At 66.9% G+C, this 23,727-nt stretch carries 20 protein-coding genes and 1 pseudogene; 13 read left to right on the top strand and 8 right to left on the bottom strand.

Annotation, left to right across the window (positions count from 1 at the left end):
- Nucleotides 1–264: 264 nt before the first annotated feature.
- From AB4Y44_RS02630 to AB4Y44_RS02620, 3 genes are all read left to right on the top strand, one after another.
- Nucleotides 265–528, top strand: coding sequence for a hypothetical protein (locus AB4Y44_RS02630; RefSeq protein ID WP_368698630.1), 264 nt, complete (start codon nucleotides 265–267; stop codon nucleotides 526–528).
- Between the two features lie 81 nt (nucleotides 529–609).
- Nucleotides 610–870: a DUF1488 domain-containing protein gene (locus AB4Y44_RS02625; protein ID WP_028204289.1), complete on the top strand. Its 261-nt coding sequence runs from the start codon at nucleotides 610–612 to the stop codon at nucleotides 868–870.
- Nucleotides 871–1,219: 349 nt separating this feature from the next.
- A complete protein-coding gene (locus AB4Y44_RS02620; protein WP_342923288.1) occupies nucleotides 1,220–1,375 on the top strand; it encodes a hypothetical protein in 156 nt (51 codons plus the stop codon).
- Here the strand turns inward: AB4Y44_RS02620 and AB4Y44_RS02615 are convergent.
- Together AB4Y44_RS02615 and hpnJ are read right to left on the bottom strand one after the other, a co-directional pair.
- Nucleotides 1,372–3,066 carry an ATP-binding protein gene (locus tag AB4Y44_RS02615; protein ID WP_342923289.1) on the bottom strand — a complete coding sequence of 565 codons (1,695 nt, stop codon included), beginning with the start codon at nucleotides 3,064–3,066 and terminating at the stop codon, nucleotides 1,372–1,374. The genes AB4Y44_RS02620 and AB4Y44_RS02615 overlap by 4 nt on opposite strands.
- 257 nt (nucleotides 3,067–3,323) lie before the next feature.
- Entirely contained in the window at nucleotides 3,324–4,745 is a 1,422-nt protein-coding gene (gene hpnJ, locus AB4Y44_RS02610; RefSeq protein WP_368698629.1) for a hopanoid biosynthesis associated radical SAM protein HpnJ, read from the bottom strand.
- Nucleotides 4,746–5,025: 280 nt separating this feature from the next.
- Between hpnJ and AB4Y44_RS02605 the strand changes: the two genes are divergently transcribed.
- Nucleotides 5,026–5,382 (top strand): hypothetical protein, encoded by a 357-nt coding sequence (locus AB4Y44_RS02605; RefSeq protein ID WP_324141858.1) that lies wholly within the window; start codon nucleotides 5,026–5,028, stop codon nucleotides 5,380–5,382.
- Here AB4Y44_RS02605 and AB4Y44_RS02600 read toward each other — a convergent pair.
- The 3 genes from AB4Y44_RS02600 to AB4Y44_RS02590 all read right to left on the bottom strand — a co-directional run bounded on the left by AB4Y44_RS02600 (nucleotide 5,375) and on the right by AB4Y44_RS02590 (nucleotide 11,148).
- Nucleotides 5,375–5,968, bottom strand: coding sequence for a recombinase family protein (locus AB4Y44_RS02600; protein ID WP_342923523.1), 594 nt, complete (start codon nucleotides 5,966–5,968; stop codon nucleotides 5,375–5,377). The genes AB4Y44_RS02605 and AB4Y44_RS02600 overlap by 8 nt on opposite strands.
- 34 nt (nucleotides 5,969–6,002) lie before the next feature.
- Nucleotides 6,003–10,082: a CheR family methyltransferase gene (locus AB4Y44_RS02595; RefSeq protein ID WP_368698628.1), complete on the bottom strand. Its 4,080-nt coding sequence runs from the start codon at nucleotides 10,080–10,082 to the stop codon at nucleotides 6,003–6,005.
- A 76-nt stretch (nucleotides 10,083–10,158) separates the two neighbouring features.
- Nucleotides 10,159–11,148, bottom strand: a complete 990-nt coding sequence (locus AB4Y44_RS02590; RefSeq protein WP_368698627.1) for a chemotaxis protein CheB — start codon at nucleotides 11,146–11,148, stop codon at nucleotides 10,159–10,161.
- A gap of 149 nt (nucleotides 11,149–11,297) precedes the next feature.
- On the opposite strand from AB4Y44_RS02590, the gene AB4Y44_RS02585 reads away from it, so the two are divergent.
- The 4 genes from AB4Y44_RS02585 to AB4Y44_RS02570 are packed head-to-tail and all read left to right on the top strand — an operon-like array spanning nucleotide 11,298 to nucleotide 14,762.
- The gene (locus tag AB4Y44_RS02585) at nucleotides 11,298–12,230 is read left to right on the top strand and encodes a hypothetical protein (protein WP_342923526.1); all 933 of its coding nucleotides are present in this window, start codon (nucleotides 11,298–11,300) and stop codon (nucleotides 12,228–12,230) included.
- Nucleotides 12,227–12,898 carry a gluconate 2-dehydrogenase subunit 3 family protein gene (locus tag AB4Y44_RS02580; RefSeq protein ID WP_368698626.1) on the top strand — a complete coding sequence of 224 codons (672 nt, stop codon included), beginning with the start codon at nucleotides 12,227–12,229 and terminating at the stop codon, nucleotides 12,896–12,898. The genes AB4Y44_RS02585 and AB4Y44_RS02580 overlap by 4 nt, the downstream gene beginning before the upstream one ends.
- Nucleotides 12,888–14,549 carry a GMC family oxidoreductase gene (locus AB4Y44_RS02575; RefSeq protein ID WP_368698625.1) on the top strand — a complete coding sequence of 554 codons (1,662 nt, stop codon included), beginning with the start codon at nucleotides 12,888–12,890 and terminating at the stop codon, nucleotides 14,547–14,549. Before AB4Y44_RS02580 ends, AB4Y44_RS02575 begins: the two co-directional genes overlap by 11 nt.
- Before the next feature lie 60 nt (nucleotides 14,550–14,609).
- Nucleotides 14,610–14,762, top strand: a complete 153-nt coding sequence (locus AB4Y44_RS02570; RefSeq protein ID WP_176732830.1) for a DUF6496 domain-containing protein — start codon at nucleotides 14,610–14,612, stop codon at nucleotides 14,760–14,762.
- 55 nt (nucleotides 14,763–14,817) lie between these two features.
- Here AB4Y44_RS02570 and AB4Y44_RS02565 read toward each other — a convergent pair whose 3' ends face one another.
- Complete coding sequence (locus AB4Y44_RS02565; protein WP_342923528.1) at nucleotides 14,818–15,000, bottom strand: hypothetical protein; 183 nt, start codon at nucleotides 14,998–15,000, stop codon at nucleotides 14,818–14,820.
- Nucleotides 15,001–15,143: 143 nt separating this feature from the next.
- Between AB4Y44_RS02565 and coxB the strand changes: the two are divergent.
- The 4 genes and pseudogenes from coxB to AB4Y44_RS02545 form a co-directional block, all read left to right on the top strand.
- A pseudogene (gene coxB / locus AB4Y44_RS02560) lies at nucleotides 15,144–16,127 on the top strand (cytochrome c oxidase subunit II); the annotation flags it as partial.
- Between the two features lie 52 nt (nucleotides 16,128–16,179).
- Nucleotides 16,180–18,771: a cytochrome c oxidase subunit I gene (ctaD, locus tag AB4Y44_RS02555; protein WP_368698708.1), complete on the top strand. Its 2,592-nt coding sequence runs from the start codon at nucleotides 16,180–16,182 to the stop codon at nucleotides 18,769–18,771.
- Complete coding sequence (locus AB4Y44_RS02550; RefSeq protein ID WP_342923529.1) at nucleotides 18,768–19,217, top strand: hypothetical protein; 450 nt, start codon at nucleotides 18,768–18,770, stop codon at nucleotides 19,215–19,217. Before ctaD ends, AB4Y44_RS02550 begins: the two co-directional genes overlap by 4 nt.
- Entirely contained in the window at nucleotides 19,214–20,512 is a 1,299-nt protein-coding gene (locus AB4Y44_RS02545) for a cytochrome c (RefSeq protein ID WP_368698624.1), read from the top strand. The genes AB4Y44_RS02550 and AB4Y44_RS02545 overlap by 4 nt, the downstream gene beginning before the upstream one ends.
- A gap of 73 nt (nucleotides 20,513–20,585) precedes the next feature.
- On the opposite strand, the gene AB4Y44_RS02540 is transcribed toward AB4Y44_RS02545, so the two are convergent.
- Nucleotides 20,586–20,885, bottom strand: a complete 300-nt coding sequence (locus AB4Y44_RS02540; protein WP_368698623.1) for a hypothetical protein — start codon at nucleotides 20,883–20,885, stop codon at nucleotides 20,586–20,588.
- Between the two features lie 171 nt (nucleotides 20,886–21,056).
- On the opposite strand from AB4Y44_RS02540, the gene AB4Y44_RS02535 reads away from it, so the two are divergent.
- Nucleotides 21,057–21,794: an MgtC/SapB family protein gene (locus AB4Y44_RS02535; RefSeq protein WP_342923532.1), complete on the top strand. Its 738-nt coding sequence runs from the start codon at nucleotides 21,057–21,059 to the stop codon at nucleotides 21,792–21,794.
- A gap of 24 nt (nucleotides 21,795–21,818) precedes the next feature.
- On the opposite strand, the gene AB4Y44_RS02530 is transcribed toward AB4Y44_RS02535, so the two are convergent.
- Complete coding sequence (locus tag AB4Y44_RS02530; protein WP_368698622.1) at nucleotides 21,819–23,606, bottom strand: glycoside hydrolase family 15 protein; 1,788 nt, start codon at nucleotides 23,604–23,606, stop codon at nucleotides 21,819–21,821.
- Nucleotides 23,607–23,727 lie beyond the last annotated feature (121 nt).

Raw genomic sequence — 23,727 nt, 5'->3', positions numbered from 1 at the left:
ATGAGGCGCGCGGCAGGCACGCCCGATGCGGAAGACCCTTCTCACCAGAGAGGAATGACAATGCATCCGCGCGAAGCCGACCCTTCCTCTACTAGTTCTCGCGGCCGACCATGCCGAGCGTCAATCCCGTCAACGCCGGGCCCATTACCGAACCCCCGACACATCGGCGTTGTTTCACTGACGACGATGGCCGTACGTCCACGCTCGCGGGCATGCGATTCGCGACACCTTGGAGGGCATGACGATGAAAACCAGGGAGAAGCCATGAAGCCACTGCATGTTCCCGTCCGGGGCGCGATCGCCTGTGTGACGCTCGCCGCCGCCTCGCTGTCCGCCCGGGCGCAGAGTCAAACGCCCGCTCATCCCCCTGCGCCGCCGATGGTGAAGCCGCCGGCAGCCGTGCCTGGCACGGCAAGCGAATCGAACCCCACCAACCCCGACAACATGCCTGTGAAGAAACCCAAGGGGCCCGCCATCCACGACAAGATGATGCGCAGCGACCCCGCCAGCGACGCTCAGGCCAAATAGAACAAAAAGAAGCGCAAAAAGAACTCACCATTGGCTGCACCAGGCTCTACCCTTAAACGATAGAACTCACGGAGGACCAGGATGAGAATCGAATTCACGAGTCGCCGTCACGCTGTGGCTGCCGCACGCGTCGCGTTCGAAGCCAACGTGGACAACCGCCCGGTATGGTGCAGCGTGTCGCTCGACGCGCTGAACGACCGCTTCGGCAACACCGGCACGTCGGCGCATGCGCTATTGAGCGCCTTCGAGGCGAACCGCCCGAGCATCGAACTGGCCGCGCGGCACGCGCTGGAGAAAAACGGGGGCCAGTCCGTGGAGCTCGAAACGCGCGATCTGGAGTAAGCGCGCCGACGCAAGCGCAATGGCAATCGCAACCGGGTTCGAATCGTCAGCCGAACTGGCCTGCTCCCGGCAGGCCTCGATACTTCCCCAAAGAACTCAAGAGCGCTCGCCCGAGTGCCAGTTTGGCGAAGCCGAAGTGTCCGCAATGGCTGGCATCCGTACATGCCCGCACGGTTCAATTGCGCATCGCAATCGGCTAATCTTTGCTTGCGTCCGCGACCAGCGCCACCCTTTCGTGTGCGTCGCGTTGTTTCCCCCGGCGCTTGCCGCGGAACGCACCCTGCCAGCCACACTACGCTTGAACCCGTTCGCCTCGACGCGACGGCCCTGACGTGACAAGGAGGCAGACATGGACGCACTACAGTGGGGAACCGCCATCGGCGTCATGGTATTGGTCATCGCGGCCACGGCCGTGATCGCGCACTATCGCCGCGAACGGCGCCGCGCAAGCCAGTTGCGCAACCTCCACCACCACAACGGCATCCGCTCTTCGCACCTGCGCTAGCCGGCCTCGCGCCAGGCGTCTTGCGCGCACGTCGCGAGCATCGCGCGCAGCCGTCCGATATCGGCGGGCTTCGCGAGATGCGCATGGAAGCCGGCCGCCAGCGCGGCCGCCCGGTCGCCGTCCGAAACATGGCCGCTCAGCGCGACCAGCATCACGTCGGCGTGATCCGGCATGGCGCGCATGCGCTCCGCCAGCTCGTAGCCGTTCATGCCCGGCATGCCGATATCGACGAGCGCGAGATGCGGCTTCCATTGCCTCAGCACAGTCAGTGCGCTCGTGCCGTCGCCGGCCGTTCTGACTTCATGCCCTTCCAGCTCGAGCAACGCGCCGAGTGCGAAACACGCGTCGGCATTGTCGTCGACGATGAGCACGCGCGCCGGGCCGTTGCCCGCCAGCACGGCGGCGGGCGGCTTGACGGCTTCGGCGCTGCCGGTTCGCACGGGAATCGAGAGACGCGCCAGCGTGCCGCGTCCGATCCCCTCGCTCGTCACGAGAATCTCGCCGCCATGCAGCTGCGCGAGCCGCTGCGCGATGGGAAGCCCGATGCCGAGCCCCCCTTCCAGCTGCGCACTCTTGCCCGCGAATTGCGCAAACGGCTCGAAAATGCGCGAGAGCACGGCCGGGTCGATCCCGATGCCGTTGTCGCGAATCGAGATCTCGACGCAGCGCGCGTCGCCGGTGCCCGTCTGTTCGACGACGAGCGCGATCTCGCCGCCGTCGGGCGTATAGCGCACGGCATTGGACAGCAGGTTCACGATCACCTGCGTGAGCCGCGTCGGGTCGGCGAACAGCCGCAGATCGCCGGCAAGCGGACGCACGCTCAGCGTATGCCTGCGCGCCTGCGCACGCTCGCGGATGGAGGCGAGCGCGTCGGAGAGGATTTCGTTCAACGACGCATCGGTGGGATCGACGCTCAGCTTGTCATGGTCGAGGCGCGAGGCATCCTGCAGTTCGTCCATCAGACGTTTGAGCTGCGCGATCTGGCGCTGCGCAACTGCGAAGTATTCGCGCTGCGGCGCGCGGTCTTCGCAGATCATCTGGAGCGCCTGGAACGCGTTTTCGAGTGGCGCGAGCGGGTTGCGGAACTCGTGCGCGAGCACGGCGATCACTTCCGAATAGCGCTGCGTCTGCATGCGGCTATGGTCGCGCGCCTCGACCAGCTCGAGCGCCGGGCCGGCCACGGCGGCAAACTCGCTGAGCACGCGCTGGTCTTCGCGGGTGAAGCGCGAACGTTCTTCGAGCGAGGCGGCCCAGATCGCACCCAGTTGCCGCCCTTTCGAAACGATGGGCAGGATGAGCGCCTCCTGCACGACGGCGCATGCGGGGGCGAGAACCGGGAAATCGTCGCTCAGCGCGGTGAAAAGCAGCGGCTTGCCGGCTTCGAGCACGACGGCGCACGGGCAGTCGTTCCAGTGGATTCGGGTTCCGCACAGGTTCGCGAACTTGCCGGCCACGCTGTGCCAGCGAAAGTAGCGCTCTTCGCCTTCGCGCTCCAGCAAACTGATGCCGGCCGATTGCGCACAGCACAGACGCATTGCAAAGTCAGCAATCCTCTGCAACAACACTTCGCGTGAATCCAGTTGCGCGGTGACCAGTGCGAGCAGCGCCTGATTCTCGCGCGCATGGTCGGGCGCGCGAGACGGCCGCGCATCGATGTCGGCGATGGCGGGCGACCTGCCTTCCGGTGCCATTGCGGTCTCCTCCGGTGGCCCGATGAAGCTATTTATGGCGTACGTAATAGGGCTGAGCCATTTTATGCACCACCGGAAAGAATGTTAATTGCCGCAGGTCGTTCGTAATGACAGCATTTCGGTCAGGCGCGTGCTGCACGCCGCAGCGCGACTTGTGCGCAATTCTGCCGACGAAAAAAAGCGGGGACTGTGCCAGACGAGTGACAAGGAAAACGCCCGGAATGCCGGGCGTTTTCCTGAAGGGGACGCTGGCGGCTTCAGACCTTGCGCGCGCGGAGATATTTGAAGAACTCGGCGCCCTCCTGCAGGCGCCGCTTCATCATTTCCCAGCTCACCAGCATCTCGCGGACGATTTCCCAGATCTTCGACGGCCGGAAATAGAAGCGCTTGTAGAACTCCTCGACGCCAAGGTAGATCTCTTCGCGCGACAGGTGCGGATAGCCGATCGTCGAGGCCTGGGTGCCGGCCGAATTGATGAGCGTAATGACCTTGGTATCGTTCAGCCAGCCATTTTCGACCGCCTGCTTGTGCAGCACCGTGCCGGGATAAGGCGCGGCGAGCGAGACCTGAATGGTATGGGGATTGATCTCTTTTGCGTACTGTATGGTCTTCTGGATGGTTTCGTGCGTCTCGCCCGGCAGGCCGAGGATGAAGGTCCCGTGAATCTTGATGCCGAGCTTGCGGCAATCCTCGCTGAACTGGCGCGCGAAGTCCGTGCGTACGCCCTTCTTGACGTTGACGAGAATCTGGTCATCGCCGGATTCGAAGCCCACGAGCAACAGACGCAAGCCGTTGTCCTTCATCACCTTGAGCGTCGAGTACGGCACGTTCGCCTTCGCATTGCACGACCACGTCACGCCCAGCTTGCCCAGCCCGCGCGCGATCTCTTCGGCGCGCGGCCTGAGATCCGTGAACGTGTCGTCGTCGAACATGATCTCCTTGATTTCGGGCATGTTGTCCCGAATCCATTTCACTTCTTCCAGCACGTGCTCGACCGAGCGCGTGCGATAGCGATGGCCCCCCACCGTATGCGGCCAGAGGCAGAAGGTGCAGCGGGACTTGCAGCCGCGCCCCGTGTAGAGCGAGAGATACGGATGCTTGAGATAGCCGCTGAAATAATGCTCGGGCGTGAGGTCGCGCTTGTAGATCGGCGAGACGAAGGGAAGCTGATCCATGTCCTCGAGGATCGGCCGGGCGTCGTTGTGCATGATGCCGCCGTCGGGCAGCCGATAGCTCAGGCCCAGGATCGAGTCGAACGGACGCCCCTGGGAGATCTCGAGACAGGTGAAGTCGAATTCTTCGCGGCACACGAAATCGAGCGCGTCGCTCGCGGTCAGCGAACCATGCGGATCGACTGCCACCTTGGCGCCGATCATGCCGATGAGGACCGTGCTTTTGCGCCGCTTCAGGTGCTCGGCGAACTGGATGTCGCTCTGGAACGAGGGCGAACTCGTGTGAATGATAATGAGTTCGTATTCCTGTGCAATATCCAGGGTCGCTTCGAGCGTCAGGTCGTCTGCGGGGGCATCCACTACGCGGCTGCCTTCGACCAGCGCGGCGGGCTGAACGAGCCACGTGGGATACCAGAACGAGCGGATTTCGCGCTTCGTCTGGAAGCGCGAGCCCGCGCCGCCATCGAAGCCTTCGTACGAAGGTGCCTGCAGAAACAGCGTTTTCATGAATGCCCTCGGAGAAAAATCGTGAATTTGTCTCGAAGCCTACAAAAACATGACACTTTTGCCGGATGGCGGCTTTGCCCGGGTCAAGAATACTACGACTTGCTGCCGCGGCACGTCGAAAAAACGTCTGTACCCGCTTATCGAAAGCCCCACTTAACAAGGCCGCCGCCGGTCGAACACAGTAGAACCCCGCATTCGTCGGCATGAGCGATGCTTTCTGTACTATATTTTTCTGGCATCCGCAGCAGCATTCACAGCGCTCCAAACCGGGAGGCGATGTATGTCGCGATATCACGACATGCCGGAAGGCGTGCCGGTAGGCAATGGCCACCGTATCAGCCCAGCGGACTTTCTGCTGATGGCAGGCTTTCTCGCCTACCGTGCCCCGCTCGCATCGGTCGATGCCCGCGCGGCGGCCCGGCGTATCCTCGATGCGGTGCTCAGTGCAGCGGCCGCGCACGGCTTCGCGGATTCGGCCGTGCTCGAATCCATGATGGCGAGCGCCGAAAAATCGGCCGATGTGCGCAGTCTCGCGGAGCAAGCCAGCGCGGCAGTGGGTGACACGTTCGCTTACATGCAGGTGATACGCGGGGCTGGCGTCGCGCTGGAAGCCGACCCTTATACGCTGGTTACTTGAGATCCGGTGTTCCCGCGGCGGCGCGTATGCGCAGGACCGTCTGCCGCGAAGTGCCGAAGCGCCGCGCCACCTCGCTCACCGAGAGCCCGCTGCCCAGCGAACTCATCACGCGCGCGCGGTCGTGCGCCGAGAGCGAGGCGGGCCTGCCCGTGGGGCGCCCGCTGCGCTGCGCGGCCTTCAGGCCGTTGCGGCTGCGTTCGCTGCGGGTGGCCGCCTCCATGCGCACCACCGCACGCAGCATCTTGACCGCTTGCGGCTCGGGGCGCCCCGTGAGATCGACGCCGCCCAGTTCGACACAGCGCACGCCAATCTTTCCCTTGCGGCAGTTGAGCAGCGTGGCGAGCACGTCGCGCGCGTTGCAGCCCAGGGCGGAAAGCTGCAGAACCACGAGTTCATCCTCGGGATCGATGCGTCCGAGCAGTCTCGTCAACGCGGGCCGTTCGGCGGCGGCCACATACGGCGCCACCGCGTCCATGGCCACGCGGCTGAGCGCCACCGTGTAGCCCGCCTTGTCGAGCTGGATCAGTTCCCGCTCGGGAAACTCGCCCTCGCTTGCGCCGTTGATGTAGAAAAACGTCCGTTGCACACGTGGCTCCCGTACTCGCCCGGAGGCGCGCGAACTAGCGTCGCAAGCGCGCGAAAGTCGCCAGCAGGTCTTCGAGCAGCACCGGCTTCTTGAGGTGCGCGTCGAAACCCGCCTGCTCGGACTGCTCCACATCGGCCTCCTGGCCAAAGCCGCTCAGCGCGATGCAGATCACCGACTCGAGCGCGGGCTGCGAACGCAGCTTGCCGATGAACTCGTACCCGTCCATGCCCGGCATGCCGAGATCGGAGAGCACGAGATCCGGCGCGTTGCCGTTGAGCAGCGTCAGCGCTTCCTCGCCGCTCGTGGCCGTCTGCACCTTCGCGCCTTCGCTCTCCAGCAGCAGCTTGAACGTTTCGACCGTGGTGGCGTCGTCGTCGACCATCAGGATACGGAGCCCTTGCAGCGACGCGATGGCCGCGCCGTCGCTGCTTTCCGCATGCGCGAACGAACGCTGTATCGGCAGCGTCACCGTGAACGTCGCGCCGCGCCCGAGGCCTTGCGACTCCGCGCGCACGCTGCCGCCGTGGATCGTCACGAGTTCCCGCACGAGCGCGAGACCAATGCCGAGACCCGAGCGCCGCGCGGCGGACTGGCGGCTTTGCTTGTACATGTCGAAGATGTGCGGCAGCAGCGCCGGTTCGATGCCGGTGCCGGTGTCCTTCACGCGCAGCACGGCTTCGCCTTCGACGACCTCCAGCGAGACGTCCACCGAACCGCGATTGGTGAACTTCATCGCGTTGCTGATGAGGTTCCAGACAATCTGTTCGATGCGCGTGAAATCGGCGTGCAGGATCACTGGCGTCTGGGTGATCGAGACGTTCAGCGCAATGCCGCGCTGCTGCGCCTCGAACTGCACGGCATGGCAAACGCGCTGCACGATCTCGCGCATGTCGACCGCCGAGCGCATGACCGAGAGCTTGCCGGTGCGCACGCGCGAGATGTCCAGCAAGTCGTCGATGATCTGCGCCTGGCCGACCACGGTGCGCCGGATCGTGTCCGCGGCGCGGGTGAGGTTCAGGCTCTGGCGCGTTTCCGGCGCCCGCGCAATGAGTTCCGCGCTCGCCGAGATCAGATTGAGCGGGTGCTTGAGTTCGTGCGACACCACGGCGAGAAACTCGTCCTGGCGCCGCTGCCCGTCGCGCTCGCCGGCGTCGCGCACCTGTTCGAGCGTGGCGTCGCGCAGGTCCGCGTCCGCGGGCACGAGTTCGCCCAGGTCGCGCGCGATCTTGGCAAAGCCGCTCACGCCCGCTTCATCGAGGCGCGAAAGCACGCCGCTCGCGAAAAAGCGCGTGCCGTCCTTGCGCAGGTGCCAGCGTTCCTCGTCGGTGCGGCCATGCTGGCGCGCCAGCGCGAACTCGCGGTCGGCGACCTTGTTCACGCGGTCTTCTTCGGTCGAGAGCAGATCGGCGGACTGGCCGATCATTTCGGCCTCCGTATAACCGAAAATGCGTTCCGCGCCCGCGTTCCAGCTCGTGATGTAGCCTTCGTCGTCGAACGTGATGATCGCGTAGTCCTTCGTGCCCTCGGCGACGATGCGCATGCGTCGCTCGCCTTCGCGCAACTGGTCTTCGGCCTGGCGGCGCCCGGTGATGTCGATGAACGAGAGCACCGCGCCGTCGATACGGTCTTCGGTCGTGCGGTACGGCACGAAGCGCGCGAGATACCAGCGCCCGTCGTTGCTCTTCAGCTCGCGCTCGATCAGGCGCAGCGAGTCGAAGGCTTCGGCGGCGTCGTCGGCGAGCTTGTCGTATTCGAGCCGGTGCGTGATATCGAGCAGCGAGCGGCCGATATCCGAGGGAATGATGCTGAACACGTCGGTCGCGCGCGGCGTGTAGCGCTTGATGCAGATGTTGCGGTCGACGAAGATCGTGCCGATATCGTTCGCCGCGATCAGGTTCTGCAAGTCGTCGTTGATCTTGCTGGTCTCTTCGACCTTCGACTTCAGTTCCGCGTTGACGGTGGTGAGTTCCTCGTTGATCGACTGCAGCTCTTCCTTGCTGGTTTCGAGTTCCTCGGTCGCCGAGCGCAGTTCCTCGTTGATCGCCTGCAGCTCCTCGTTGGACGCCTTCAGTTCCTCCGTCGAGGTTTCCGACTGCTCGATGGTCGACTGCAGCTGCTCCTTGGTGCGCTGCAATTCGCGTTCGAGCTGGGTGATGATCGGGTCCTTCTGCACGTCCACGGAAACCGTTTCCGCCCCGCTCATGCTGTCTTCGACTTCGTCGAAGAGCACCAGCACGAAGTCGGCGTTGGCCTCGGGGTCGTGCACCGGCCGCGCCGTCATGTTGACGAAATACGAGCGCCCGTCGCGCTCCAGACGCACGCGCCGCGCCTCGACGCTGCGGTTCGTGTGCAGCGCCTGGTAGATCGCGGTGCGCAGCTCGAGCCGCAATTCCGGGCGCACGGCGGCGACGATGTTGTGCGAAGGCTCGCCGCCGGAATACTGCAGGAAGCGGCCCGCGCGGTCGGACAGATGCACGATTTCCGAATCGCGGCTCACCAGCACGCTAGGCGGCGCGTACTGCTCGACGAGGCGCTGGTGCAGGTCGCCGAACGAAAAGCGGCGGCGGCCCGGCGGCTGCACGGTCGCGACCACGGGCCGCGCGTTCATCGTGCCGGCAATCGCCACCGGCACGGGCGTGTCGCCGCGCACCGCCATGTTCGCGCGGTAAATGCGGTTGCGCTTGTCCACCACGGTGAACATCGAACTCACGCTGTCCGCCGACTCGGAGCTGCCGAGGAACAGCACGCCGCCCGGACGCAGTGCGAAGTGGAACATCTTGAGGATTTCGATCTGCGCTTCGCGGTCCAGATAGATCAGCAGGTTGCGGCAGCAGATCAGGTCGAGGCGCGAGAACGGCGGATCGCTCAGCACGTTGTGATGCGCGAACAGCATGTGCTCGCGCAGCTCTTTCTTCACACGATAATGCGCGGCGTCCTTGGAGAAGAACTGGCGCACGCGTGCCGGCGTGACGTCGGCGAGGATCGAATCGGGAAAGAGGCCCGTGCGCGCGAACGAGATCGCGCGTTCGTCGATGTCGGTCGCGAAGACCTGGAACGAGGTGCCTTCCGTCGACTTGAGCGAGCGCTCCTGGAGCAGCATCGCCAGCGAATAGGCCTCCTCGCCCGTGGCGCAGCCCACCGACCACACGCGGATGCGGTCCTGTTCGCCACGCCCTTCGAACAATTGCGGCAGGACTTCGCGCTCGAGCACGTCGAACGCTTCCTTGTCGCGGAAGAAGTTGGTGACGCTGATGAGCATGTCCTGCAGCAGCGCCTGGGTTTCCTCGGGATGCAGATGCAGATGGTCGCGATACGCCTGCAGGTCGGTGATGCCGTTGACCTGCAAGCGCCGTTCGATGCGGCGCAGGACCGTGGCGCGCTTGTAGTGGCGGAAATCGTGCGCCGTGCGCGTGCGCAGGATGATCATGATCTCGCGCAGCGCCCGCTCGGCCGCCTCGTTGATATGCTCTTCGCGCCGCTCCTCGCTTTCCGCGACGGGCAGTTGAATTTCCTTCGTCGTCGACCAGAGGTCCATCAGCCGCTGCGGCATCTCCGCCGCCGTGATGACGAAGTCGACCATGCCTGTGGCGATGGCGCTGCGCGGCATGCTGTCGTATTCCGCTTCCGAGGGATCCTGGGCAAACGTGATGCCGCCCATTTCCTTGACGCGCGAGAGGCCGGCCGAGCCGTCCGAGCCCGCGCCCGAGAGCACGATGCCGATGGCGCGCTCGCGATGCGTTTCAGCGAGCGTGCGGAAGAACACGTCGATCGCCGCGCGGCGGCCCTCCTGAGGCTGACTGGGGGAAACGCGCAGATAGTCGTCCACCATCGCCAGATCGAGTGAAGGGGTGATGACGTACACGTGGTCGGGCTCGATGGGCGTCGGGCTCGTCACCTCCACCACGGGCATGTCGGTCGCCTTGCGCAGCAGCGCGGCCATACTGCTTTCGTGGTCGGGCGCGAGATGGACGACCACCACGAACGCCATCGAGGTGTGGGAGGGCAGCGATTCGAAGAAGGCCAGCAGCGCGCTAAGGCCGCCTGCCGATGCGCCGATACCGACGATCGGGTAATTGGTCTGGCTGCGGGGCATATGGCCACGTCGTTTCGGCATGGTTGCCAGGTCCTGAAGGTGAAGTGAATAGCGTTCGCACTCGCGCGTCCCATAAGCCGCGTGTGCTGCGCCGACATTATCCCTCCAGGAGCATCGACTGCAATAGTCCTGCCGCATCCCCCGCACGCCGCGCGGTCGCCTCCTCGCGCTGCTGTGCATCGAAGTCGCCGCATTGCCGGTAGTGCTCGCTCTGGGCAAGGCTCATCGATTCGCGCTCGCGCAGCGCCCGCAGCGCGTCGCGCAGCGCGCGCTCCACGTCGCGGCTGCGCCCCCGGTTGAGCGAGGCCGCCGTGTAGGCGTGGCCCGTGTGGCAGCGGTAGCGCAGCAGACGCGAGTAGTCGAGGCGCCAGAGCGTGCCGTTGCACTCGGGACACGTGAACGTCGAAGGCGTGCCGATGCGGTTCAGATCGCCGGCCAGTCCTTTGCCCTCGCGCCACGCGCGCTGCTCCGTGCTGATGAGTTCGGCGGTGCGGCGCCTCGCGAGGATTTCGTCGGCCGTCGCGGGCGGCACGCGGCCCGTCAACTCCACGAGCCGGTGGGCCATGCCCGCGAGCGGCAGGATGTAGTCGGCAAAAGGCGCGGCGTTGAGCGGCATTTCGCTGGCGAAGGCGTCGGATGGGTCCTGGACGATCCCGGTGCCGCCACAGGCCTGGATGGCCTCGAGGCCGGACGCGCCGTCGTCGAGCAGGCCCGTGAGGATCACGCCGATGCCGCGCGGCCCGAGTTCCGAGGCCACGCTGCGAAACAGCGGGTCGATGGCCGGGCGGGCAAAGTTCTCCTTTGCGGCATGCACGAGACGCAGGCGCGAGCCCTCGACGATCATGTGCTGGTCGGGGGGCGCCACGTAGATCCGGCCGGGCGACCAGGTTTCGCCGTCCTCGGCATGCACTGCGCGCAGCGGGCCCGCGCTGCTGAGCAGCGACGGCAGATGGCTGTAGTGGCTGCCCACGTGAAGCACGATTGCGATCGTCGCCTGCAAGTCGGGCGGAAGCCCGGACACAAGACTTCGAAGCGCATCGACGCCGCCCGACGATGTGCCTATGGCGATGAAGTCTCGGTAGATCAATTTGTGTCCAGGCTGGCGGGTGAATCGGGTTAATCAGTCGTTTGGCGCAATTGCCGTGCCTGCACGGGTGGCAGAGAGCGAGCGCGGTGCCACGGCATCTGCCTTGCTGTTTCGTCCGGGACTGACGAACCGGGATGGAGGGCAGACCGATGACACAATCCACGCGCGCCGTCGCGGCCATGGCGAGCGTCGCGGCGGGCGCCGCGCTCGCGATCTGGTCCACGCGCAACCTGCGCGAGTCGGCGCACGCGCGTGCGAGCGGCAAGCACGTGGTCGCGGCGCGCAGCTTCAATCATGGGTCGGCGCTGCTCGCGCTCTCCGTGCTGGCCGACAGCGCCATGGAGCACTATCGCGGCTCGTTCGAAAACCGTGCGATGTATCTGCCGCCCGCCGTGGCGCTCTGCGCGCTCGCCGCGGCGCTGCACGGCGGCGCGGACCGGCGCGCTGCCTCGCACCGGCTGCGGCATGCGATCCAGCTCACCAGCGCCGCGACCGGCGTGACGGGCACCGCCTTCCATCTTTACAACGTGACGAAACGGCCCGGCGGATTCAGCTGGCATAACGCCTTTTACGGTGCGCCGGCGGGTGCGCCCTTCGCGCTGGTGCTCTCCGGCGTGCTGGGTGCGGTCGCCGAGCAGTTGCGGGACGAGCCCGGGCACGACCCGCGGCTCTTCGGCATGCCCGCGGGCAAGACGCTCGCCCTGGTGGCCGGCGCGGGACTGCTCGGCACGGCGGCCGAAGCGGCGCTGCTGCATTTTCGCGGCGCGTTCCAGCATCCGGCGATGTATGCGCCCGTGACCATCGTGCCCGTGAGCAGCGCGCTGCTCGCGCATGCGGCGTTGGCCCCGCCCCGCCAAGCGGCCCGCGCGAGCGTGTTCGCGCGCTTCTGGCTGCGGCTCACGGCGGCGCTCGGCTTTGCGGGCTTCGGCTTTCATGCGAACGGCGTGGCGCGCGCGCAGGGCGGCTGGCGCAACTGGTCGCAAAACCTGTTTGCGGGGCCGCCCCTACCCGCGCCGCCCGCCTTCAGCGCGCTCGCGCTCGCCGGGCTCGCCGCGCTGCGTATGCGGGAGACCGAACGATGACCCGGACGCCAACCTATCCCGGCTACGACGTGCTCGCCAAACGCGACACGCCTTCGTGGGACGCCCCCACGCGCGCGGTGATCGACGCGCGCGTAAGCACACCGGAGCGGGCGCGCTATCTCGGTCCGTCGCACTGGCAAACGCTGGTGGCGCTGTGCGACACGATCGTCCCGCAGCCCGGCAACGCCCACGGCGAGCCCGCCCCGCGCGTGCCGGTCGCCGCGCTCGTGGAAGGCAAGCTGCTCGACGACCGCCGCGACGGCTTTCGCGACGCCCGCCTGCCGCCATTGCGCACCGCGTGGGAGACGGGGCTCGCCGCCCTCGATGCGGAAAGCGTGAAGGCCTACGGCGAGCACTTCGCGCAGTTGCAGGACGAACGGCGGCGCGCGCTGGTCGCCCGCATGCAGCGTGGCGACCTGCACAGCCGGGCCTGGCACGGCATGCCTTGCGACGTGTTCTTCAAGAAGCGCGTGCTGCACGATATGAGCGCCGCCTACTGGTCGCACCCGCTCGCGTGGAGTGCGATGGGCTTTGGCGGCCCGGCGAATCCGCGCGGCTACGTACGCCTGTACACGAGCCGGCGCGATCCGTGGGAAGCCGTCGAAGCCGCCGACGAGAGCGACGCGGCGCAGGTGGCCGCCCGCAGGGAGAACGAGCGTGTGCGCTGATCTCGCCGACCTAACCGACGCCAGCGAGGCGCCGCGCGGCAAGCACGGCCGCGCGCCCGACGTGTTCCGTCGCGGCGGCTGGATGCCCATGCGCGAATACGCGCTCGACGACCCGGTGGATTTCGCCATCGTCGGCACCGGCGCGGGGGGCGCGACGCTCGCTTGCCGGCTCGCCGAAGCGGGCTTTCGCGTGGTGGCGTTCGACGCGGGCGCGTGGTGGCGGCCGCTGGAAGAATTCGCCTCCGACGAGACCCACCAGGCCAAGCTCTACTGGACCGACGAACGCATTTGCGACGGCGAGAACCCCTTGCAGCTCGGCAGCAACAACAGCGGCCGTGCGGTGGGCGGCAGCACCGTGCACTTCGCCATGGTCTCGCTGCGCTTTCGGCCCGAATGGTTTCAATCGCGCACGAAACTCGGCTACGGCGCCGACTGGCCGCTCGACTGGCGCGAGATGTGGCGCCACTACGCCGAAGTCGAGCAGGCGCTCGGCATCTCCGGGCCGGTGAATTATCCGTGGGGACCCAAACGCCCGCGCTATCCGTATCGCGCACATGAAATCAACGGCGCGGGCCTCGTGCTCGCGCGAGGCTGCGAGGCGCTCGGCATTCCCTGGGCGCCCACGCCGCTCGCGACGCTCTCCGCGCCGCGCGGCGACGCGCACCAGTGCGTCTATCGCGGCTTTTGCGTGACGGGCTGCTCCACCAACGCCAAGCAGAGCGCGCTCGTCACGTGGATTCCGCGCGCCGTGCGCGCGGGCGCGGAAATCCGCGACCTAGCGATGGTAGGCCGCATCGAAACCAACGCGCTGGGTCGCGCCGCCGGCGTGCATTTTCATCGCGAGGGGCGCTGGCATTTCCAGCGCGCCCGCAACGTGGTGGTGGCGGGCTATGCGATCGAAACGCCGCGCCTGCTGTTGCTTTCCGCGAACGGACGCTTTCCCGAAGGCCTCGCGAACCGCTCGGGACTCGTCGGCAAGAATCTCATGGCGCAGACGAACCAGGCCGCGTGGGGCGCATTCGACGACGAGATCCGGTGGTACAAGGGACCGCCATCGCTGGCGCTCACCGAACACTGGAACTATGAGGACGCAGGCAAGGACTTTCACGGCGGCTATTGCTACATGAGCCAGGGCCCGCTGCCGCTCGTCTGGGCGGCGACGCAAACGAGCCGCGGCCTGTGGGGCGACGCGCTCATGCGCGAGATGACGAAGTACAACCATCAGGCGGGCCTCAAGATGGTGGGCGAGACGCTGCCGCAGGAACGCAACCGCGTGACGCTAGCCGACGAGAAAGACGCGCTCGGCCTGCCCGTGGCGCGCGTCACCTGGTCGATGGGCGAGAACGACCGCCGGCTCGTGAACCACGCGCTGGACTATATGAGCCGCGCGCTCGCCGCGGCGGGCGCGCGCGACATCTGGACCCAGGACGACGACACCTGCCACCTGAACGGCACGGCGCGCATGGGCCGCGACGCGCAAGCGAGCGTCGTCGATGCGGACTGCCGTTCGTGGGACATTCCGAATTTGTGGATCTGCGACGGCTCCGTGTTTCCGACCGTGGGCGGCGTGAATCCTTCGCTCACCATCCAGGCCGTTGCGTGCCGCACCGCCGAGCGCATCAAGGCGCTGGCCGCGCGCGGCGAGCTTTGATGACCATCGCGCGGGCACGCGTCGTGCGTTGACGCAGATGTTTTTCAAAAGGAGGCCATCATGCCACTCAGCAAGGGAAAAACTCGCGAAGCGATCTCGAAGAACATCAAGACGGAAGTGAAGCAAGGCAAGTCGCAGAAGCAGGCCGTTGCCATCGCGCTGAACCAGGCGCGCAAATCCGGCGCGAAGATTCCGAAGAAGAACCAGAAGTGATCGGGCGCGCCGCGCACGCGGCGCGTCTTTCATCACGCGTTTCGTGTTTCGCGAGTTAGCCATCCTCGCCGACTTCGGCAGGTTCCGGCAGGTCCGGCAACTCGTGCGGCTCCGCCTGAGGGGCGCCAGATTCGCGCTCGTCGGGTTCGGCGCCGCCGCCCGGATCGTTCTTTTTCGGCGGCGTGGCGGGCTCCATCTGGACGCGTCGAAAACGGGGCAGGTCGTAAGGGCTTTGCATGCTCGATCTCCATAAAAAACGCCGGTAAAAGCGCGTAGCGGGTCTGCCGGGATCGCGCAGCGCGTGTGCCTGGCTCGCGCAGCGGTGAGGCGTGCATGGGCATGCCGGGTGCGCAGGCGAAAAACGTTCTGGACGCCTACGCTGCTGCGCCGCTCATGACCCCACTTGCCTACTTCCTGCACAGCGCGGGCCCCGCATCGGGTCCGGTGCAGGCGCTCGACTGGGGCCTCGCCCTCCTGTGCGTGGGCGTGTGCATCGTCATAGCGTTGTTGCTCTATCTGGCGATCCGGCGCAGGCGTCGCGGTGGCGCGGCGCAAGATGAAGCTTTGTTGCAAACCAACGTTGCCGACGAGCAAGGCGAGCGCACGGCGAACCGCATCGTTGCCGTCGGCACGGCCATTTCATCGGTCCTGTTGCTGGGCGCGCTCGTGGCGATGCTGCGCGTGCTGGCCGCCGTGGCCGACCCGCCGCGCGAGCCTTCGCTCACCGTGACCGTCACGGCTTACGACTGGTGGTGGAAAGTGAGCTATCGAACGCCCGAGGGCGCGAGCTTCGAAACCGCCAACGAAATCCACATTCCCACGGGCGAGCCCGTGCGCGTCGATCTGCAAAGCGCCGACGTCGTGCACGCGTTCTGGGTTCCGGCGCTCGCGGGCAAGACGCAGGCCATACCCGGCCAGGTCAATCACCAGTGGATCGAGGCAGACCATCCCGGCGTATGGCGCGGGCAGTGCACGCAGTTCTGCGGGCCCCAGCACGCGCACATGGCCATGGAAGTGGTGGCGCAGGCCCCCGCCGATTTCTCGCGCTGGCTCGAGGCGCAACAGCAGCCCGCCGCAGCCGCGCAAAGCGGCGCGACGCGGCGTGGCGAGCAACTGTTCGCCGCGCGCTGCGGCGGCTGCCATGCGGTGCGCGGCACGCAGTCGGGCGGCGCGCAGGCGCCCGACCTCACGCATCTCGTCTCGCGGCGCCTGATCGCCGCGGGCACGCTCGCGAACACGCCCGTCAGCCGGCTCGACTGGGTCGCGCATGCGCAGCAGCGCAAGCCCGAATCGCTCATGCCCGACATCGCCCTCACCCCCGCCGAGGCGAGCGACCTCGGCGCGTGGCTCGACACACTTCAGTGACATGAACGATATCCCAGCCACTCCTGCCGCTTCCGACCGTCCCGCCAGCGCGATGGTGCCGCGCCGCCCGCGTGCGGGGCGCCTCTCGCGCGTGCCGGAAACGGGCACGGCGCCGCTCGACGAAGCCACGCTGCGCCGCCTCGAACAGATCTGGGAAACGCGCCCCGGCTGGCGCGGCTGGCTCTGCACGGTGGATCACAAGACCATCGGCATCCGCTACCTCGTCACGGCGTTCGTGTTCCTCGTGCTGGGCGGCGTGGAGGCGCTCATCATGCGCGCGCAGCTCGCGCGCCCCAACGAAACGCTGCTCACGCCCCAGCAATACGACCAGCTCTTCACGATGCACGGCGTGACGATGATCTTTCTCTACGCGCTACCGGTGCTGAGCGGCTTTTCGAACTACCTGTGGCCGCTCGTGCTCGGCTCGCGCGACATGGCGTTCCCGCGCCTGAACGCGCTCTCGTACTGGGTCTTTCTCGGCGCGGGCATTCTGCTCTACGCGAGCTTTTCCGCGGGACAGGGCGCCAATGCGGGCTGGTTCAACTACGTGCCGCTTTCCACGGCCGCCTACGACCCCGGGCCGAACATCGACGTCTACGCGCTCGGCATGGTGCTGCTCGGCATTTCCACCACGGTGGGCGCGGGGAACTTCGTCATCACGTTCCTGCGCATGCGCGCCAGCGGCATGTCGGTCGCGCGTCTGCCGATTCTCGTCTGGGGCACGCTCACGGCTTCGGCCGCCAATCTGCTCGCCGTGCCCTCCGTGAGCCTCGCGTTCCTCATGCTCTGGCTCGACCGCAACGCAGGGGCGCACTTCTTCGACATCTCTGCCGACGGGCGCCCCCTGCTGTGGCAACACCTCTTCTGGATCTTCGCGCACCCGTGGGTCTATGTCGTCGTGCTGCCCGCCATGGGCATCGTGTCCGACGCGCTGCCCACGTTCTGCCGCCGCCCGATCGTCGCCTACGCGGCCGTTGCGCTCTCAACGGTCGCGACCATGCTCGTGGGCTTCGTGGTATGGCTCCATCACATGTTCGCGACGGGCCTGCCGCCGCTCGCGCTGGCCTTCTTCGGCGCGGCCAGCATGGTGATCTCCGTGCCGAGCGCGATTGCCGTGTTCGCGTGGATCGCCACGATCTGGACCGGCAGGCCCGTGTTCAAGACACCGTTCTACTACTTCGCGGGCTTCGTGCTCATGTTCACCGTGGGCGGCGTTTCGGGCGTGATGACCGCCGCCGTGCCGCTCGACTGGCAGCTCACCGACACCTACTTCGTCGTGGCCCACCTCCATTACGTGCTGCTCGGCATCAACGTGTTTCCGGTGCTGGGCGGCCTCACGTACTGGTTCCCCAAGTTCACCGGACGGCTCATGCACGAGCGCTTCGGCAAGTGGACCTTCTGGGTCACGTTCATCGGCTTCAATCTGGGTTTCTTTCCGATGCACATCTCCGGGCTCCTCGGCATGCCGCGGCGCATCTATACCTACCCGGAAGGCATGGGCTGGGACACGGCCAACCTGCTCACGAGCATCGGCGCATTCGTGTTCGCCATCGGCATCGCCATGTTCATCGGCAATGCGATCGTGAGCGCGCGGCGCGGCGCACGCGCGAGCGCGAACCCATGGAATGCGGCGGGCCTCGAGTGGGCGACCTCGTCGCCGCCGCCTCCGTACAACTTCGCGATCCTGCCGAGCGTGCGCTCGCGAGACCCGCTCTGGCAGCCCGATGCGAATGTGCCGCGTCCCGGCTACCTGCTCCATCGCGGGCGCGAGGCGCTGGGCGTCACGCCGCTCGCGGGCGAACCCGACGTGATCCTCAAGATGCCCGAGGACAGCTACGCACCGTTCGTGCTCAGCGTGGCCTCGACGCTCGTGTTCGTCGGGCTGCTGCTTCATTCGACCTCGTTCACGGCGCTCGCCGGGCTCGCCTGCGGACTCGCGCTGCTTTCGTGGCTGTGGCCGCGGCGCTCGCTCGGACAGCGCGAACCGTTCGCGCCGCAAGCCACCACGCCCGCCGGCAAAGTCGCCGAGACGACCGCGATCCGCAGCGAAGACGAAACTCTCGCCCTGCCCGTTGGCAGTGCCGGCGAACATGCGGGCGGCTGGTGGGGCGTGCTCACGCTCGTCGTGACGGAAACCGCGCTGTTCGGCTATCTGATCTTCTCGTACCTCTATCTCGCTTCGCAAAGCGCGCAGCCCTGGCCGCCCGAAGGCCTGCCCAAGCTCGGCATGAGCGGACTGAACACGGCGCTGTTGCTCGCCAGCAGCGTGTTCGTGTGGCTCGCGGGCGCGTTCGTGCGGCGCGCGCGTTCGCGGCCCGCGTTCTGGTCGATGATCGTCGGCATTGCACTCGGCGTCGCGTTCGTCACGATCCAGTTCTTCGAGTGGCACGACCGGCCCTACGGGCTCGCGACGCATCTCTATGGTTCGCTCTACTTCACGATCACTGGCTTTCACATGGCCCACGTGATGGCGGGCGTGCTGATGCTAGCCGCGCTCGCGTTCTGGATCGCGCGCGGCTATTTCGACGGCAGACGCGATGCGGCGCTCACCATCGGCGGCCTGTACTGGCACTTCGTCGACGTGGTGTGGCTCTTCATCTTCTCCGTGCTCTATCTGTCGCCTTACTGGATGCGAGGACGATGACGCAGCCCGCCGCTCCCGCGCCCCCGGCCCCGCCAGCGCCCGTGCCCGCGCGCATCCGGCCCACGCTGCGGCAGCATATTGCCGTGTGGTACGGCATTTTTGGCGTGCCGGCCATCTGGGCGGGTCATGTGCTGTTCTGCCAGACGCTCGCGGCCACCGCCTGCGCGGGCGGCGTCCCGCAACGCAATGGCGAGCCCTGGCGGGTCGTGCACTGGACGCTGGCGCTCGTCTCGGCCGCCGCGTTCGCGCTGGCGCTCACCGGCGTGCTGCTGGCGCGGCGCACGTGGCGCGCCAGCGCCGCCGTCAACACGCCACAGCGCGACACCTTCCGCTTTCTCGCGTGGAGCAGCACGGCCGTTGCCGTGGCGTTCACGATCGCGCTCGTGTTCACGATAACGGTGCTGTTCGCGTTGCCGCTCGAACGGCTATGCGGGACGTTGCGATGAATGCCCGCGCCTGTTCGAGCGCTGTGCTTGCCGCCCTCGCGCTGCTCGCCGGCTGCCACCGCGACGAGCCGTTCGCGACGACGAAACCGCCGCCCGATGCCGCCCAGATCGCGCTCGGCGAAAAGCTCGCGAAAGCGGGCGATTGCGCCTCGTGTCACGACTCCGCCAAACGCGAACCCTTCGCCGGCGGTCTCGCCGTGAATTCGCCGTTCGGTCCCATCTACGCGAGCAACATCACGCCCGACCCCGTGCACGGCATCGGCGACTACACGCCCGCGCAGTTCGCCGCAGCCTTGCAGCGCGGCGTGGCACGCGACGGCAAGCGGCTCTATCCTGCGATGCCTTATCCTTCGTTTGCGGCGCTCCACGCCAGCGACGTGAACGCGCTCTATCAGTACTTCATGTATGGCGTGAAGCCGGTGCCGAATGCCGCGCCGCAAACGCATCTGCCGTTTCCGTTCAACCAGCGCTGGGTGATGATGTTCTGGCGTCTCGCGTTCGCACAACATGGCCGCTTCGAACCGGACCCCGCGCACTCCGCGCAGTGGAATCGCGGCGCGTGGCTCGTGCAGGGACTCGGCCACTGCGGCGCGTGCCACACGCCGCGCGGACCCGCCTACAACGAAATGGGCTACACGCAAAGCAGCCCGCTCTACCTCACGGGCGGCGTGACCGACCACTGGTACGCACCGAATCTCACGGGCGACCCCGGCAGCGGCCTGGGCCGCTGGAGCGCCGACGAGATCGCCGCGTTCCTGCGCGACGGCCACAACGACCGCGCCTATGCGTTCGGCGCCATGGCGCCCGTGGTGGGCGCGAGCACGCAATACCTGGGCGACGACGATCTGCACGCCATCGCCACCTATCTGAAGTCGCTGCCCGCACGCGAGGCGAGCGGCCAGTATGCCGATTCCGCGGCCGCGCGCGCCTCGACCATGGCGGCGCTGCATGGCGGCACGCCGGAGCGGCCTGGCGCCGGCCTCTATCTTTCGTACTGCGCGAAATGCCACGGCGCCGACGGCGCCGGCAAACCCGACAAGGCGCCACCGCTTGCGGGCAGTGCGCTCGCGCTCTCGTCCGACGCGACCAGCGTGCTGCGCCTCATCGTCGAAGGCAGCCAGAGTCCGCAAACGAGCAACGGTGGCACGCCGCGCAAGATGCCCGCGTTCCGCACGCAGTTCACGGACAGCGAGATCGCCCAGGTGGCGAGCTTCGTGCGCGGCGCGTGGGGCAACAACGCCCCGCCCATCGCGCCCGCCGAAGTCACGCGGCTGCGCGGTGCGATCCACCGTTGAGTGCGTCCTTAAAAACAGGGCGCGCGGTTGCGAACGACCGCACGCCGTGTGGATCAGGGGCTAGCTGACGAGTTCATTGCCCCTTGGTGTCGCTGCTTGCGTCTGCACCTGGGGTGTTGGTCGTGTCGTTCATCTGTTTGGACATCTTCTTCGTGTGCTTCTTGTGATGGGTAGTCTTGTGCGTCGTACCGGTCGCGGAAGGATTCTGCTCGACGCCTTGAGTCTGCGCCGGATACACCTCGCTCGCGCCGCCCGTTGCAGCGCCCGGACTCGTGCTGCTGCTGCCGCCGCCCGAACCCTGTGCGAGCGCGAGACCCGATGCGGCAAGCGTCACGCCTGCCAGTGCAGAAATGAAATAGTGTCGTGGCTTCATGGTTGGCTTTCCTCGTCATCGTCTGGATGGAAAAACGGGCGGCCATGCTGAACACCACCCGCGCGCGAGCCCTTCATCCCGCACAGGGTGTGCCACACCCGCAAGCGTCTGCCGCAGCGCAAGGGCATACGCCTTGCGCGCGCTTTGGCGTCACTATGGCCCGAGCCCGCGATGAACCCCGCCGCACTCATGAACCCGATGCCGCTCGTCGTTACCTGGCCCGATTTCGCGGCCCGGCTGATCGTGGCCATTGTGGCGGGCGCGCTGATCGGCCTGAATCGCGGCGAGTCGGGCAACGCGGCCGGGCTGCGCACGACCTTGCTCGTGTGCCTCGCCGCCTGCCTCACCATGCTTCAGGTGAACGTGCTGCTCGTGCTGCACGGAAAACCTCAGGATTCCTTCGTGACGCTCGACCTGATGCGGCTGCCGCTCGGCATTCTTTCGGGCGTGGGCTTCATCGGCGCGGGGTCGATCCTGAGAAAGGACGGACTCGTGCAAGGCGTCACTACCGCGGCGACCATGTGGTATGTCACGGTGATCGGGCTTTGCGCGGGCGGCGGCCAATACGTGCTCGCCATTGCGGGCACCTTGCTCGGGCTCGTCGTGCTGCATACGCTCGAGCACATCGAGCATCGCCTGCCGCGCGGCAGACGCGCCTATATCACGCTGGGCCACGATGCCGGCAACGATGCCCGCAAGCTGCTCGACGACGCGTTGCGAGGACGCCGCTGCCGTGTGGTGCTGCTCGGTGTCACGCATCACACGGCGGAAACGGCATCGCACCAGCGTCTCGACGCCTCGTTCGAAGTGCGCTGGCTGGCGCCCCCCGGCGACGACGCCGTGGAAGCCGCGCTTTCGTCGCTCGTGGCGCGGGTGCACGAAGAGGCGTCGTGGTCGATCGAGCGATGAGCACGGTGCTGTGCTCGCGCTGGCTCACCTGGCGCGGCGATGGCCTTGCGCCGATCCGCTCAGCAGCATCGCCGTCTTGACCACGGCCAGATGACTGAGCGCCTGCGGAAAATTGCCCGCCAGCCTTTTCGCGCGCACGTCATATTCTTCGGCGAGCAGACCGACGTCATTGGCCACGGCGAGCACGCGCTCGAACTGGGCGATGGCCTCGTCCTCGTCGCCGCGCAGGTAGAGACAGTCGGCCATCCAGCACGAGCATGCGACGAAGGTGCCTTCGTCGGGCGCTTCGTCGCCCCCGCGCCGCCAGCGTCGAATCAGCCCGCCTTCGCCCAGTTCCGCGCGAATCGCGTCAATGGTGGCCGACATGCGCGGCTCATCGGCTTGCATGAAGCCCACCAGCGGCATGAGGAGCACGCTCGCATCGAGCGCCTTTTCGCCGTAACCGCGCACGAATGCGCCGCGCCGGGCGTTCCAGCCGCGTTCGCAGACCTCTTCGTGCAGGGCCTTGCGCATCTGCAGCGCGCGTTGCACCTGCGGGTCGCCCATGCCCGGACCGTCTTCGCACCAGTGCTTGATGAAGCGGTCGAGCGCGACCCACGCCATGACGCGCGAGAGCGTGTAGTGGCGCGCGTGCCCACGCGTCTCCCAGATTCCCGAGCCCTGCTTCCCGCCATGATCGAGCAGCCAGCCGATCAGGCGCGCTTCGAGTTCGGCTTCCTCGTGCGCCGCGACGATGCCCGCGCGCCGCGTGAGATAGAGGCAATCGAACGCCTCGCCGAACACATCCGGCTGATACTGCGTGCACGCCGCATTGCCGAAGCGCACGGGCCGCGCGCCCTGCCAGCCCGCGAGGTGCTCGACCTCGCGCTCGCGCGGCACGTGGCTGCCATCCACGCAATACATCACGTGTATGTGCCCGCGCACGTGGCCGATCGTGCGCAGCAGCCAGTCGCGCCAGGCGCGCGCTTCGTCGTGAAAGCCCGCTTCGAGCAGCGCTTCCAGCGCGAAGCTCGCGTCGCGCAGCCAGCAATAGCGATAGTCCCAGTTGAGTTCGCCGCCCGGCGCCTCGGGCAAGGACGTGGTGGGCGCGGCGACCATCGCGCCCGTGGGACGGTAGACCAGCGCATAGAGCGTGAGGAGCGAGCGCCGCACCGCCTGCGGCCAGAGCGTGCGATCGTTGTCGAAGTGGTCGATCCAGCGGCGCCAGTGACGCTGCGTGTCGTGCAGCGCCGTGACCGCGGATGCCGGATCGACGCCCCCGGCCTCGCCCTGGCATAGCGTGAAGACGAAGCGCTCGCCCGCGCGCACGGTGAACGCGGCCTTGAGCGCCTGCGCGTGAACGCGCAACGGCACCTCCGCGCGCAAGGTCAATGGGCCACACGCAGCGTGCACGGTCGCCGCGCCGTTTGCGTCTATCGCGGCTCGCGCAGCGGACCCGTCGGCGCCTTGCGGCTGCACGATCATGTGCATATCCACACTGCCGTGCGTGCCTTCAACGATGCGCATGATGCACGCCTCGCCGCTATCGGCCGCCATGAAGTCGGTCACACGCGCGCTGCCGTGCTTGCTTTCCCAGCCGGTTTCGACCACGAGCGTGTCGCGCTGGTAGCTGCGGCTCGCGCGGCACGCCGGATCGGCGGGCGCAAGGCGCCAGTGGCCATCGTCTTCGCCGCCGAGCAGCGCGGCGAAGCAGGGTTCGCTGTCGAAACGCGGCCAGCAGAGCCAGTCGATCGAGCCGTCGCGAGCGAGCAGCGCCGCGCTGCAACCATCGGCAAGCAATGCGTAATCTTCGATAAGGCGTGTTCGGGTCATGGACTTTAGCGCCATCCGCGCATGAATGGGCGCGATCGAACCTGTGCAAGCACTTCGGATTCCCGAAAGGTTCGCAAGCATAATGAGGGCGCGTCCCTTTGCGACGGCTGCGTACCGTCTT

The organism is Paraburkholderia sp. BR10937, assembly GCF_040965695.1.
GTDB lineage: Bacteria > Pseudomonadota > Gammaproteobacteria > Burkholderiales > Burkholderiaceae > Paraburkholderia.
Note: the sequence above shows the minus strand (reverse complement) of the source record. Positions and strands in the feature narration are given on the sequence as shown.